The sequence below is a fragment of the Ideonella azotifigens genome, from assembly GCF_006519715.1.
GTDB classification, from domain to species: domain Bacteria; phylum Pseudomonadota; class Gammaproteobacteria; order Burkholderiales; family Burkholderiaceae_C; genus Ideonella; species Ideonella azotifigens.
The window spans coordinates 1-14,599 of the sequence record NZ_VIDT01000067.1; the positions used below are offsets into that span (position 1 = coordinate 1).

At 66.4% G+C, this 14,599-nt stretch carries 10 protein-coding genes; 4 read left to right on the forward strand and 6 right to left on the reverse strand.

What is annotated here, in order from left to right; genetic code table 11:
• The 6 genes from FKP22_RS06885 to FKP22_RS06910 form a co-directional block, all read right to left on the reverse strand.
• A partial coding sequence (locus tag FKP22_RS06885; protein WP_310733308.1) for an acetyl-coenzyme A synthetase N-terminal domain-containing protein occupies nt 1-256 on the reverse strand: 256 nt, incomplete at its 3' end.
• A 62-nt stretch (nt 257-318) separates the two neighbouring features.
• Nucleotides 319-2,172 carry an ABC transporter substrate-binding protein gene (locus FKP22_RS06890; protein WP_231010353.1) on the reverse strand — a complete coding sequence of 618 codons (1,854 nt, stop codon included), beginning with the start codon at nt 2,170-2,172 and terminating at the stop codon, nt 319-321.
• Between the two features lies 1 nt (nt 2,173).
• The gene (locus FKP22_RS06895) at nt 2,174-4,039 is read right to left on the reverse strand and encodes an ABC transporter substrate-binding protein (protein ID WP_231010359.1); all 1,866 of its coding nucleotides are present in this window, start codon (nt 4,037-4,039) and stop codon (nt 2,174-2,176) included.
• 7 nt (nt 4,040-4,046) lie between these two features.
• Nucleotides 4,047-5,906 (reverse strand): ABC transporter substrate-binding protein, encoded by a 1,860-nt coding sequence (locus tag FKP22_RS06900; protein WP_231010361.1) that lies wholly within the window; start codon nt 5,904-5,906, stop codon nt 4,047-4,049.
• A gap of 5 nt (nt 5,907-5,911) precedes the next feature.
• Complete coding sequence (locus FKP22_RS06905) at nt 5,912-7,798, reverse strand: ABC transporter substrate-binding protein (protein WP_231010363.1); 1,887 nt, start codon at nt 7,796-7,798, stop codon at nt 5,912-5,914.
• Between the two features lie 41 nt (nt 7,799-7,839).
• On the reverse strand, nt 7,840-9,570 hold the full coding sequence (locus FKP22_RS06910; RefSeq protein ID WP_233446816.1) for an ABC transporter substrate-binding protein: 1,731 nt from the start codon (nt 9,568-9,570) through the stop codon (nt 7,840-7,842).
• Nucleotides 9,571-9,866: 296 nt separating this feature from the next.
• On the opposite strand from FKP22_RS06910, the gene FKP22_RS06915 reads away from it, so the two are divergent.
• The 4 genes from FKP22_RS06915 to FKP22_RS06930 form a co-directional block, all read left to right on the forward strand.
• Nucleotides 9,867-10,805, forward strand: coding sequence for an ABC transporter permease (locus FKP22_RS06915; protein WP_141286470.1), 939 nt, complete (start codon nt 9,867-9,869; stop codon nt 10,803-10,805).
• Nucleotides 10,806-10,813: 8 nt separating this feature from the next.
• Nucleotides 10,814-11,854 (forward strand): ABC transporter permease, encoded by a 1,041-nt coding sequence (locus FKP22_RS06920; RefSeq protein ID WP_231010366.1) that lies wholly within the window; start codon nt 10,814-10,816, stop codon nt 11,852-11,854.
• Between the two features lie 6 nt (nt 11,855-11,860).
• Complete coding sequence (locus FKP22_RS06925) at nt 11,861-13,549, forward strand: ABC transporter ATP-binding protein (protein ID WP_141286474.1); 1,689 nt, start codon at nt 11,861-11,863, stop codon at nt 13,547-13,549.
• 19 nt (nt 13,550-13,568) lie between these two features.
• Nucleotides 13,569-14,599, forward strand: a 1,031-nt coding sequence (locus tag FKP22_RS06930; protein WP_141286476.1) for a hypothetical protein, incomplete at its 3' end; no start/stop codon positions are given.

Consider the following 14,599-nt stretch of genomic DNA (forward strand, 5'->3'; position numbering starts at 1 on the left):
GCTGCGCATAGCTGACCTGGGCGCCGGGAAACCACTGCGCGCCCGGCATGCGCCGCTCGGCCAGCACCGTGCGATGCGGCGTGGGCGACTGCAGGTCGAAGTATTCCCACACCGCCTGCCAGAAGCTTTCCAGCTCGTCGACCGACCACTGCCACAGCGCGTCGTAGCTGGCGAAACGCCGCCCGCTGCGCGCCTCCAGCCAGCGCTCGAAACGGATCAGCTGAGGTTCCGGCAGGGCAGCGGCATCACGTGTCATGCCGGCAGACTAGGCAGCTTTGCTGCACCGCGCCATCCGGGCTGCCCCGGGGCCCAAAAACTTCAGGCCTTCTTCAGGCTGTTGTCCACGTCCACGTAATGCCAGAAGTCGTTGTGGAAGACCGGTCGGCGGTAGCCCTGCACCCACGGGTGCGCCATGTCCGTCACGTAGCGGTGCACGTGGTTCTTGTAGGGTGCATAGGCCACGGCAATGCGCTTGGCTTCCTGGAACAGGGCCAGGCGCTCCGGGCCATCGGGCAAGGCCTTCATCTTGTCGTAGATCGCATCGAACTGCTTGTTCTTGAAGCGCGCCAGGTTCGCGCCACCGCTCATGGGCCCGTAGAGCCGGCCCAGCGCACCCTGCCCGTCGGGCTGGGACGATGACGAGGCCACGTCCCAGATCATGGCCTTGCCGGCCTGCGCGGTGCGCAGGTTCTCGGGCCACTTGGCGATACGCAGGTCCACCTTCAGGCCGATGGCCTGCATGTCGCGTTGCCAGATCTCTTCCAGCCCGCGGGTGAATTGGTCAGGCTGGGTGTTCTTGACCAGCACCAGCGGGCTGCCGTCGGGCATTTCACGCCAGCCGTCGCCGTCCTTGTCCAGGTAGCCGTAGAGATCCAGCAGCGCCCGCGCCCGGCCCGGGTCGAAGTCGCTCATCTCGGTCTTGAACTTCGGGTCGTAGCCGGTCGTGTGCGGCACTTCCATCGCCTGCGCTGGAATGGCCTGGCCACGGCGACCGAGGCTGATCTCGCGCTGGATGTTGGTGCCCAGGTTGATCGCGCGCCGCAGCGCCACCTTGTCTGGCGTGTAGCCGCCAATGACCGGATGCTCCATGTTGTACAGCGTGACCACCACGTCCCAGTACAGCGTGCGATAGCCCTGGATGCCTTGGTGCTTCAGGTTGGCCGCCAGCTTGCCACCCGGCATCGCGATGTTGATGAACTCCTCGGGCACACGCTCGATGAAGTCGTGCTGCTGGTTCAGGAAGGACAGCCAGCGCGGCTGGTTCTCCTCAATGATGGACACCTCCACACGGTCCACCAGCGGCAGGCGGCGCCCCTTGTACTTGGCCAGCATCGCCTGGCCTTCGGCGTCGTCGGCCGCCGGCTCGGCGTCGTACAGCACTTCGCGGTACTGCGGGTTGCGCTCCAGCGCCACCAGCGAGCTGCGCCGCCACTGCACCAGCTTGAACGGGCCGGTGCCCACCGGATGGGCCGGGATCTGGTCGCCGTAGCGTTCCACGACTTCGCGCGCCAAAGCCCCGTACAGGTCGCCTTGCGCCAAGAACTCGACCAAGCGCGGTTGCGGCTCACGCACTTCAAAGCGAATGGTGTAACGATCCAATGCCCGCAGGCCAGCCACTTCTCGCTCGTAGTCGAATGGCGTGCGCTTGCTCAGCGCTTCTTCGCGCACCTCGGCGAGGCCGACAAGGCGAAGTTCTTCCAGCTCACCCCAAGCCGGGCTCTTGTTGGCAGGATCGGCGAAGCGCTTGATGCTGTAGACGTAGTCCTGCGCCACCAGCTCGCGCGGTTTGCCACCAAATGCCTCATCGTCGGTGAAGAAGATGCCGGGCTTGAGCTTGACGGTGAAGACGCGAAAGTCAGCCGACACCTCGGGCAAGGCTGCCGCCGTCAGCGGCTTGATCTTGGCCGGCTCGGCCAGGTAGTCGTATCCGTACAGGCCCTCGAACAGGTGCGCGGTGATGATGCGCGAATAGAGGTCCGACAGCTTGGCCGGATCAAAGCCGGTTTCGGCGACACGGAAGGCGTAGCGCAGGACCTTGGGGCTGACGTCGCCCGCTGAAGGTGCTGCGCTGGCCAAGCCCGGCGCCAGCAAACCACCCGCAGCGGCAGCGGCCATGCCAAGGGCCGTGCGGCGGCCCGGGTTCACGGGCGCATCAAGGTCAATGCTGCTCATCTCAGGCTTTTCGCTTGCTGTCGTCCACGTCCACGTACTGCCACCAGTCCTGCCAGAAGTCCGGCCGGCGGTAGCCGATGATCCACGGGTGGGCCATGTCGGTCACGTAGCGGTGCAGGTGGCACTTGTAGGGCGCGTAGGCAATGGCAATGCGCTTGGCTTCGCGGAACAGGGCATTGCGCTCGGGGCCGTCCGGGATGCCTTGCATCTTCAGGTAGATCTCGTCGAGGGCTTTGTTCTCGAAGCGCGCCAGGTTGGCACTGCCCTTCAACGGCCCATACAGTCGGCCGAGCGCGCCCTGCCCATCGGGCTGGGCGGCCGATGAAGCGACGCCCCAGATCATCACGCTGCCGGCTTGCGCTGCCCGCAGATTCTCGGGCCATTTGTTGGCACTGAATTCGATCTTCAGGCCCAGCGCATTCATGTTGCGCTGCCAAAGCTCATCCAGTTGGCGCGACTTCTGATCCGGTTGCGTGTGCTTGATCAGCACCAGCGGGCTGCCATCGGGCTGCTCGCGCCAGCCATCGCCGTCCTTGTCCACGTAGCCGAACATGTCCAGCAGCGCGCGAGCGCGCGCCGGATCGTAGTCGCTCATCTCGGACTTGAAGTGCGGGTCGTAGCCGGTCGTGTTGGGCACTTCCATCGCCTGGGCCTTGATGCCCTGGCCGCGGCGAACCTGGTCGATCTCGCGCTGGATGTCCACGCCCAGGTTGATCGCGCGCCGCAGCGCCACTCTCTCGGGCGTGTAGCCGCCGATGACCGGATGCTCCATGTTGTAGAGCGTCAGCACGATGTCGGACGTCAGCACACGATAGCCCTGGACGCCGTGGCGCTTCAGGTTGGGTGCCACCTGCCCGCCGGGCATCGCAGTGGTGATGAACTCCTCGGGCACCCGTTCGACGAAGTCGTTCTGCTGGTTCAGGAAGGACAGCCAACGCGGCTGGTTCTCTTCGATGATGGAGACCTCGACGCGGTCGATCATCGGCAGCCGGCGGCCCTTGAACCTGGCCAGCAAGGCCTGGCCTTCGGCATCGTCCGCAGCCGGCTCCGCCGCGTAAAGCATCTCCCGATACTCCGGGTTGCGCTCCAGCACAATCAGCGAGCTGCGGCGCCACTGCACCAGCTTGAACGGGCCGGTGCCCACCGGATGCGCGGGGATCTGCTCGCCATAGTGCTCGACCACCTCACGGGCCACGGCGCCATACAGGTCGCCGCCCGCCAGAAGCTCCAGCAGACGCGGCCGCGCGGCGACCACCTCGAAACGGATCGTGTAACGATCCAGCGCCCGCAAGCCCGGCACTTCACGGTCGTAGTCGAACGGCGTGCGCTTGGCCAGCGACTCTTCGCGCAGCGCGTTCAGGCCAATGAAGTCCGCCTCTTCCAGGTCACCCCAGGGTGGCGCCTTGTTGGCCGGGTCGGCAAAACGCTTCAGCGCATAGACATAGTCCTGTGCCACCAGCTCGCGCGGCTTGCCACCAAAAGCCTCGTCGCTGGCGAAGAAGATGCCCGGCTTGATCTTGACCGTGTAGACGCGGAAGTCGGCCGAGATCTCAGGCATCGCGGCAGCAGTCAGCGGCTTGATCTTCGCCGGGCGCGCCAGGTGGTCGTAGGTGAAGAGCCCTTCGAAGATGTGCTGCGTGACGATGCGCGAATAGATGTCCGACAGCTTGGGCGGATCGAAACCGGTCTCGGCGATCTGGAACGCGTAGCGAAGCACTTTCTTGCCGCCAGCGGTGGCTGCCGGCGCCGGCGCGGCCATGCCCAGCGCGGGTATCGCCAAGCCGGCAGCTGCGGCCGCGGAAAAGCCCAGCACTTGCCGGCGGCTAGGGTCGATTGGCAACAAAGAGGTATCGGAATCGGTGCTCATCGGAATCTCAGGTCTTGCGCTGGCTGTCGTCCACATCCACGTACTGCCACCAGTCGTTCCAGAAGACCGGACGGCGGTAGCCGACGATCCACGGGCGGGCCATGTCGGTGATGTAGCGGTGCAGGTGGATCTTGTAGGGGGCGTAGGCCACGGCGATGCGCTTGGCCTGCACAAACAGCGCTTCCCGCTCGGGTCCGTCGGGCAGCACCAGCGCCTTGCGGTAGAGCGCGTCGAACTGCTCGTTCTTGAAGCGGGCGTAGTTGCCGCTGCCGGCCTGCGGGCCGTAGTACAGGCCCAGCGTGCTTTGTCCGTCGTACTGCGCTGCGCTGATGCCCAGCCACCACATCATCAGGCTGCCAGCCTGCACCGCGCGCAGGTTCTCGGGCCACTGCGCCGGGCGGATCTCGGCCCTGATGCCAATGGCCTTCATGTCGCGCTGCCAGCGTTCGTCCAGCGCACGCGAGAGCTGGTCGGTCTGGCTGGCACGCCACACGCGCAGCGGGCTGCCATCGGGCTGCTCGCGCCAGCCATCGCCGTCGCGGTCCAGGTAGCCGTAAAGGTCCAGCAGCGCCTTGGACCGGGCCGGGTCGTAATCACCCATCTCGGACTTGAACTTCGGGTCGTATCCGGAGGTGTTCGGAATGAACGGCGACTGCGCCGTGTAGCCCTGGCCGCGACGCACGATGTCGATCTCGGCCCGGATGTCCATTGCCAGGTTCATGGCCCGGCGCAGCGCGATCCTCTCCGGGGTGTAGCCCCCCACCACCGGGTCCTCCATGTTGTAGACGGAGATGACGATGTCCGGCGCCTGTGAGCGGTAGCCCTGTACACCATGCTTGGCCAGGTTGGCCGCCACCTTGCCTGCAGGCATGGCCTGGCTGATGTACTCCTCGGGCACACGCTCGATGAAGTCGTACTCCTGGTTCAGGAAGGACAGCCAGCGCGGCTGCGGCTCCTCGATGATGGCCACTTCCACGCGGTCGATCATCGGCAGCCGCCTGCCCTTGAAGCGGGCCAGCAGGGCTTGGCCTTCGGCGTCATCCGCCGCGGGCTGTGCGTCGTAAAAGCGCTCGCGGTAGGCCGGGTTGCGCGCCAGGGTGATCAGCGAGCTGCGGCGCCAGTTGGCGAGGATGAACGGGCCGGTGCCGACCGGGTGCGCGGCGATCTGGTCGCCGTAGAACTCGACGACCTCGCGCGCCACCGCGCCGCGCAGGCTGCTGTCAGCCAGCGATTCGATCAACCGGGGGCGGCTTTCCTTCAGCTCGATGCGCAGCGTGTGCCGGTCCAGCGCACGGAAGCCCGGCAACACCTTGTCGTAGTCGAAGGGCTTGTGCGAAGCGATGGCTTCATCGCGCGCCTCGTTGAGCCCGACGATGTTCAGCTCTTCCAGGTCGCTCCAGCTGGGCGCCTTGTTGGCCGGGTCGGCAAAACGCTTGAAGGCGTAGATGAAGTCTTCGGCCACCAGTTCGCGCTTCCCACCCTTGAAGGCCGGATCGTCCGCAAAGAAGATGCCGGGCTTGAGCTTGATCGTGAAGACCTTGAAGTCGGCCGAGGCCTCGGGCATGCCATCGGCCGTCAGGGGCTTGATCACCGGCGGACGCGCCAGGTGGTCGTAGGTGTAGAGACCTTCGAAGAGGTGGCTGGTGATGATGCGTGAGTACAGGTCCGACAACGGAGCCGGATCGAAGCCGGTTTCGGCTGCGCGCAACGCATAGCGGAGCACCTTCTGGCCACCGGACTCGGCCACACTGGGCGTGGCCAGGCCTGCCAACGGCGCGAACAGGCCGCCGGCCACGACGGCCATCGCCACACCCAGGCCCTGGCGCCGCCTGCGGTCAATCAATTCGGGAAAGACGTCTTTGCTCATCTCGTTCAAGCCTTGCGCTGGCTTTCGTCCACGTCGATGTACTGCCACCAGTCCAGCCAGAACAGCGGCCGGCGGTAGCCGACGATCCACGGGCGGGCCAGGTCGGTCACATAGCGGTGCAGGTGGATCTTGTAGGGGGCGTAGGCCACGGCGATGCGCTTGGCCTGCAGAAACAAGGCCTCGCGCTCCGGGCCGTCCGGCAGCACCAGCATCTTGCGGTAGACCTCGTCGAACTGGTCGTTCTTGAAGCGGGCGAGGTTGCCGGCACCGGCCTGCGGGCCGTAGTAGAGCGTGAGCGCGCCCTGGCCGTCGTACTGCGCGGCGCTCAGGCCCAGGAACCACATCATCAGCTTGCCGGCCTCCGCCGTGCGCAGGTTCTCCGGCCACTGCGCCACACGCAGTTCGACCTTGATGCCAATCGCGGTCATGTCGCGCTGCCAGCGCTCCGACAAGGCCACGTATTGCTGATCGCTCTGGGTGGCATGCCAGATGCGCAGCGGACTACCGTCGGGTTGCTCGCGCCAGCCGTCGCCGTCGCGGTCCACGTAGCCATAGAGGTCCAGCAGCGCCTTGGCCTTGGCCGGGTCGTAGTCACCCATCTCGGAGCGGAACTTCGGGTCGTATCCCGACGTGTGCGGCACGATGGGCGATTGGCCCGGAATGCCCTGGCCACGCCGCACGATGTCGATCTCTCGGCGCACGTCCATCGCCAGGTTCATCGCCCGGCGCAGCGCGATCTTTTCCGGCGTGTAGCCGCCGACCACCGGGTCCTCCATGTTGTAGAGCGTGAGGAACTGGTCTGGCGCCAGGGACTGGTAGCCCTTCACGCCGTGGTGGGCGAGGCCGGGCACGACCTTGCCACCGGGCATGGCCTGGTTGATGTACTCCTCGGGCACGACGTCCAGGAAGTCATGCTCCTTGTTCAGGAAGGACAGCCAGCGCGGCTGAGGTTCTTCAATGATGGAAACCTCGACCCGGTCCAGCATCGGCAGCCGGCGGCCCTTGAAGCGCGCCAGCAAGGCCTGGCCTTCGGCATCGTCGGCAGCCGGCTGGGCGTCGTAATAGTGTTCGCGGTAGGCAGGGTTGCGCGCCAGCGTGATCAGCGAACTGCGCCGCCAGGCCGCCAGCACGAATGGCCCGGTGCCGACCGGGTGGGCACTGATCTGGTCGCCATAGTGCTCGACCACCTCGCGCGCCACCGCGCCACGCAAGCTGCAGTCGGCCAGCGATTCGATCAGCCGCGGCCGCGTGTCGCGCAGTTCGAGGCGCAGCGTGTAGCGGTCGAGCGCACGGATGCCGGGCACCACGCGGTCGTAGTCAAACGGCTTGCGCGAGGCGATGGTCTCATCCCGCTGCTCGTTCAAGCCGACAAACTTCAGCTCCTCCAGGTCGCTCCAGCTTTGCGACTTGTTGGCCGGGTCGGCAAAACGCTTGAAGGTGTAGACATAGTCTTGCGCCACCAATTCACGCGGCTTGCCCTGGAAGACCGGATCGTCGGCGAAGAAGATGCCAGGCCTGACCTTGATCGTGAAGACCTTGAAGTCGGCCGAGGTCTCGGGCATGCCTTCGGCGGTCAGGGGCTTGATCAGCGCGGGCCGAGCCAGGTGGTCGTAGGTGTACAGGCTCTCGAAGATGTGGGCCGTGAGATAGCGCGAATAGAGGTCCGACAGCCGCACCGGGTCCATGCCGGTCTCGGAGGTCTTGAACGCATAGCGCATGACCTTCTGCCCAGCCGGCGTGGTGCTCACAGTGGCAGAAGCGGCAGAAGCGGCAGGATCGGCAGCCCAGCCCAGGCCGGTGGCCCAGAGGCCGGCTGCGGCGCCGGCGGCTTGCAGGCCGCGACGGCGGGCCGGCAACTTCGGCCGAGCGGAAACAACAGTCTTCTTGGTCACGACAACTCTCGGGTGAACCGCCCTTGTGGGGCGTGTGGCGCTCAGCGAATCGCCGCCGCCTGCTTGGCAGCGTCAACATCCACATAGCGGCCGAAGTCCAGCGCGAATGGATGCGTGCGGTAACCGGTCAGCCAGGGCTGGGACAAGTAGATGCGGATGCGATGCACATGAGGCTTGATCGGCAGGTAGACCGCGAGCAAGGACTGCGCCTGCTTCAGCAGCGCATGGCGCTCCGGGCTCTCGGGGGATTCGTCAATGCGCTTCACCAGGGCGTCATACGCCGGCAGGTTGAAGCGCGCCAGATTCTCCGCGCCGATCTCGGGGCCATAGGCCTCGTGCAGGAAGCTGGATCCGTCCGGCGAGGTGGCGGTATTGCCCAGGCCCCAGATTTGAATCTTCCCGGCCTGCGCCTGCTTGAACTGCTCGGGCCACTGACCGATCTCGAACACCATGCGCAGGCCGACCGCCTTCATCGCCTTGGCCCACAGCTCGTTGAACTGCCGGTAGGTCTCGCTGCCGGTGGTGTAGTAGTGCAGGGTCAGCGGTTGGCCATCCGGCAGGTCCCGCCAGCCGTCACCGTCCTTGTCCAGATAGCCGTAGAGGTCCAGCAAGGCCTTGGCCTTGGAGGGGTCGTGTTCGCTGAAGCCGAAGTCCAGCGCAGCGTCGTAGCCCAGGGTGTACGGAACGACCAGGCTGGTGGCGGGAATGCCCAGCCCGCGCCGCACGCGGGTGATTTCGGTGCGATTGTCGTAGGCCAGCGCAATCGCACGCCGCAGCGCGATCTTGTCTGGCGTGTAGCCGCCGACCACCGGATCTTCCATGTTGAAGTAGGTGTAGACATGGTCGGCCTGCAACGTGCGCTCCAGCGTCATGCCCTGCTTGGCCAGGTTGGGGGCCAGTTTGCCGCCGGGCACGGCAATGGGCGCGAACTCCAGCGGCACGCGCACCAGGTCGAACTCCCTGCCCAGGAAGGACAACCAGATGGGCTGCGCCGCCTCGATGATGGAGATCTCGATCTGGTCAACCAGCGGCAGGCGGCGCCCCTTGTACTTGGCCAGCCAGGCCTGGCCGGCGGCGTCGTCGGCGGCGGGCTGCGCGTCGAACAGGTCCTCGCGGAAGCCGGGATTGCGCACCAGCACGATTTTCGAAGCACGCCGCCACTGGGCGAGCTTGAAGGGGCCGGTGCCAACAGGATGGTCGTCGAGCTCTTCGCCATAGCGCTCCACCACCTCGCGCGCCACCGCCCCGAAGTTGTTGGGATTGGCCATGTTCAGGATGAACTGGGGATCGGACCGGCCGAGGTGCACGCTCAGCGTGTAGCGATCCTTCAGTTCCAGGCCGGCCACGGGCGCGTCGTAGTCAAACGGTTGCCTGGTGTCCAGGGCCCGTTGGCGCAGCGCCTCCAGGCCCAGCACGTCGTCTGCGCGATAGTTGCCGTAGACGGGGCTCTTCCAGCGCGGGTCGTAGTAGCGCTTGAAGCTGTACGCGTAATCGGCAGCGGTCAACTCGCGGCGCTTGCCATTGAAGGCGGGGTCATCGGCGAAGTAGATCCCGGGCCGGATGCGAATCGTCCAGGTCTTGAAGTCGGCCGAATGCTCGGGCAGGGCCACGGCGGTGCGCGGCACCAGGACCACCGGGCGCGCCAGGTAATCGTAGGTCAGTGGCGACTCGAAGATGTGCGCAATGATCGTGTTCGAGTACGTGTCCGAAACCCGGGCCGGGTCCAGGCTGGTCTCGGCCGCGTCCAGCGCATAGCGGAAAACCTTCTGCACCACCGCGTCAGGCGGCGTGGCAGAGGTAGCCCAATGGCTGGCGCCTGCCAGCCCTAAGATCAAAGCGATTCTCAGCGCATGGCTTGTGGCCCGCGCCAAACTGCGAATCCGGCCCATGTGCTGCTGCCGCTTCCGTTGCAAAGCCGCAGAGTCTATCCGCGACCCAGGCCTTCCCGCGCCTGGCACAGGGTTTGCGTGAGGAAAGCTCAACAAGGGCGTGGCCCTACACTCTCGCGTTTTCGCCAACTGGCAGCCCGCCACAAGCTGGGTGCGCCTCAACTTCCGCTGTTGCCCCCATGCTCGCTTACCTGATACGGCGCTTGTGGCAGATGATCCCCACCTTGATCGGTGTGGTGCTGCTGGTGTTCGTGCTCTTCAAGTACTTCGGCAGTGACCCTGCCGTGATCCTGGCGGGGCAGAACGCCACCCAGGCCCAGATCGCCGCCATCCGCCAGCAGCTTGGCCTGGACCAGCCCGCCTGGTTCCAGCTGTGGATCTTCATCAAGCAGATCGCCACCTTCGACTGGGGCAAGAGCTGGGCGACCAACGAGGCGGTGAGCCACCTGTTCGCGACCCGCATGCCGGCCACGCTGACCGTCATGATCCCCATCGTGCTGCTGGACACCATCCTGGCCATTCCGGTGGCCCTGGGCGTGGCCTATGTGCGCGGCTCCTGGACCGACCGCACGCTGATGGTGGCCACCACCATCGCGCTGTCGATCTCCTTCCTGGTCTACGTGATCATCGGCCAGTACGTGTTCGGCTTCCAGCTCGGCTGGTTCCCGGTGCAGGGCTGGAGCGATTCGACGCTGACCAACCTGATCGTCTACTGCCCGCTGCCGGTGCTGCTGGCCGTGGCGGTGGGCATCTCACCGCAGACGCGCCTTTACCGCACCTTCTTCCTCGACGAGCTCAGCCATGACTACGTGCGCACCGCACGCGCCAAGGGCCTGAGCGAGCGCAGCGTGTTGTTCAAGCACGTGCTGCGCAACGCGATGATTCCGATCCTGACCAACGTCGGCCTGGCGCTGCCGGGCATCTTCGTGGGCTCGTTCCTGATCGAATTCTTCTTCTCGATTCCCGGCATGGGTCGCGAGGTGTTGCTGGCGGTCAACCGCAGCGACTACCCGGTGATCCAGGCCTCGGCCGTCTACCTGGCGATGATGACGATGTTGATCAACCTGGCCACCGACCTGCTCTACAAGGTTGTGGACCCGCGGGTGGTGCTGAAATGAGCGCAGTGATGAATGCAACGGCCGCCGAGGTGAACGAGCGGTCCGAGGGTGTGTGGCGCGCGGCCTGGCGGCGCTTCAAGACCGACCGCGTGGGCCTGGTGTCCATGGGCGTGGTGGCCATCTTCCTGGTGATGATCCTGCTGTCGGCCACCGGCGTGGTGGCGCGCAATTTCCAGCAGGAAGTGGCCGTGCCCAACGCGCCGCCGACCTTCCTCGGCGCACGCGCGGCCGAGAAGGCCGCAGCCGCGGTGGCCGCACCGCTCACGCCCAATGTGGACCTCAGCGACATCGACCCGCTGGCCCCGCGCTACGCCGAGTGGGCCGAGAAGGCCAAGCAGTACCACACGACCGAAACCGTGAAGGCCACGACGCTGCCGCTGGGCGCTGACCGGCTGGGCCGGGACGTGCTGTCCAAGGCGCAGAAGGGCACCGAGATCTCGGTCTTCGTCGGCGTGCTGGCCGCGCTGGTGGCGACCATCCTCGGCACGCTGCTGGGCGCCTCGGCCGGCTTCTTCGGCAAGAAGGTCGACGACTTCCTGGAGTGGCTCTACAACGTCTTCACCGCCATTCCCGACATCCTGCTGATCTTCGCCTTCGCGGCCGTGCTGGGCCGGGGCATCGGCACCGTGGTGCTGATCCTGGGCCTGACCGGCTGGACCAGCCTGTACCGCCAGGTGCGGGCCGAGTTCATCAAGCACCGCCAGCGCGAATACGTGCGGGCGGCCGAGGCCATCGGCGCCTCGTCGTTCTCGCGCATGTTCCGCCACATCCTGCCCAACGTGAGCCACGTGGTGCTGGTGCGCATGTCGCTGATGGTGGTGGGCTTCATCAAGAGCGAGGTGATCCTGTCCTACCTGGGCCTGGGCGTGCCGGTGGACCAGGTGTCCTGGGGCACGATGCTGGCCGAATCGCAGGCCGAGCTGATCCTCGGCTACTGGTGGCAACTGGCTGCCGCCACCGTCTTCATGGCGGTTTTCGTCACGGCCTTCTCGCTGATGGCCGACGCCTGGCGCGACGCGCTGGACACCAAGCTGCGCGGCCAGGAGTAAGCCATCATGTTGTTGAGCATTCAGAACCTGAAGGTCGCGTTCCGCATGGGGCGCGTGAACGGTGAGATGGTGCGTGCCGAGGCCGTGGGCCGCGGCGGCGAAAGCGTGAGCTTCGACGTGCCGGAGAACAGCACCGTGGCCCTGGTCGGCGAGTCCGGCTCGGGCAAGAGCGTCACCGCGATGTCCATCCTGAACCTGCTGCCCAAGAACGCCGAGCGTTCGGGCCAGGTGCTGTGGCGCGGCAAGAACCTGCTGGAAGCCACGCCGGCCGAGCTGCGCGCCTTGCGCGGCGCCGAAATCGCCTGCGTGTTCCAGGACCCGATGTCCTCGCTGAACCCGGTCTTCACCGTGGGCCAGCAACTGGTCGAGACGCTGAAGGTGCACCTGAGCCTCTCGGCCAAGGCCGCGCTGGCGCGCGCCGAGCAGTTGCTGCAGGAAGTCGGGATCCCCGAGCCGGCGCGCCGGCTCAAGGCCTATCCGCACGAGCTTTCGGGTGGCCAGCAGCAGCGCGTGATGATTGCGATGGCACTGGCCTGCGAGCCCAAGCTGCTGATCGCCGACGAACCCACCACCGCGCTGGACGTGACCATCCAGCGCCAGATCATCGAGCTGCTGGCTTCGCTGAAGGCCAGGCACAAGATGTCGGTGCTGTTCATCAGCCATGACCTGGGGCTGGTTGGCGAGATTGCCGACCACGTGGTCGTGATGCGCCAGGGCACGGTGCGCGAAGCCGGCACCACGGCCGAGCTGTTCAGCGCGCCGAAAGACCCATACACCAAGGCGCTGCTGGCCTGCCGGCCCAGCCTGGATCACAACCCGCCGCGGCTGATGGTGATCGACGATTACATCCAGGGCCGCGCTGCGCGCACCGACAGCAAGGCCAAGGACCCGGCCGCGCCGGTGGTGCTGGAAGTCAAGTCGCTGGCCAAGAGCTTCTTCATGAAGGAAGGCCTGTTCGGCAAGCGCGAGTTCAAGGCCGTGCGCAACGTCAACTTCAAGCTGCGCAAGGGCCACACGCTGGGCGTGGTGGGCGAGTCGGGTTCCGGCAAGACGACCATGGGCCTGACGCTCTTGCGCCTGCACGAGCCAACCAGCGGCGAGGTGATCTTCGACGGCAAGAACCTGCTGGCGCTCTCGGCCGCTGAGCGCCAGCTGATGCGCCGCCGCATCCAGATCGTGTTCCAGAACCCGTATGCCTCATTGAACCCGCGCTTCACCATCGGCCAGGCGCTGATCGAGCCGATGCGCATCCACGGCATTGGCAAGGACGACCGTGATCGCGAGCAGCGCGCCCGCGAGCTGCTGGTCAAGGTGGGCTTGGACGGCCGCGCCTTCGGCAAGTACCCGCACGAATTCTCCGGCGGCCAGCGCCAGCGCGTGGCGATTGCCCGCTGCCTGAGCCTGAACCCCGAAGTGCTGGTGCTGGACGAATCGGTCAGCGCGCTGGACGTGTCGGTGCAGGCCCAGGTGCTGAACCTGCTGAAGGACCTGCAGGACGAGCTGGGCCTGTCGTACATCTTCATCAGCCATGACCTGTCGGTCGTGCGCTTCATCTCCGACGAGGTGCTGGTGATGAAGGACGGCGAAGTCGTCGAGCAGGCCGGCGTGGAGGAGATCCTGCATGCGCCCAAGCAGGAATACACCCGCAAGCTGATCAGCGCGGTGCCCAAGGGCTGGCAAGGCGCGGCAGCCTGAGCCTGACGGAGCAGGCGCGATGCGCTGGCCAGGCAGTTTCCTCGTTGCGCTGGCGCTGCTCGTCAGCGGCTGCGCAACGCCGCCGGCCCCGCCGCCCGATCCGCTTGCCGGCCCGCAGCTGTATGCCGACTTGCGGCACTACGCCAGCTTCGGCGAGCACCGCTTCGGCTCTGCGGCCGACCAGGCCACCAGTGACTGGCTGGCCGCCGAGCTGAGACACGCCGGCCTGCAGACCAGCTTCCAGCCGTTCACGATGGACCGCCAGTACCAGCTGGACAGCGCCAGCGTGACGGTTGGCGAAGCGCAGCTGCAGGCGCGGCCGTTCTGGTGGCCACCGGCCGAGCAGGCGAGCTTTCGCCTCAGCGCACCCATTACGCCTGAAGGCAGCGCCGACGCCAGCGGCCAGATCGTCTGGCTGACGCTGCCCTACGACCAGTCCGCCTACCTCGGCAAGGCGCAGCGCGACGCGATTGCCGCCGCTGCACTGCGCCACCCAGCGGCCATCCTGCTGAGCATTGCCAGCCCGGGCGAGCAGCCGTATGCGTACAACGTCGCGCAGGCAGACACGCCGTGGCCAGTGCCAGTGCTCACCGTGGGCACGGCGGACGCCGGCCTGTTGCGGGCCGCGCAGGCAGCCGGCCACAAGGTGAACATTGCCGTCGACGGCCGCTACGAACAACAGGTCGCCGGGCGCAACGTCGTGGCCCGGCTGGACCGCCATGCCGCGCGCACCATCGTCGTCTCCACGCCGACCACCGGCTGGTTCACCAGCGCCTGCGAACGTGGCTCCGGCATCGCGGTCTTCCTGGCGCTGGCGCGCAGCGTGGCGGCCAGCGACCTGGGTGTGAACTTCGTCTTCGTGGCCACCGCTGGCCACGAGATTGGCCACGGCGGCATGGAAGTCTTCCTGCAGCGCGAGCCGCCGCCGGCCGACTCGGTCAGCTGGCTGCACCTGGGCGCGTCGCTGGCCTGCTACGAGTGGCGCAAGGAGGGGGCGCAGTGGGTCACAGACCGCGCTGTGGACGCCCGCCGCACGCTGTTCTACAGCGC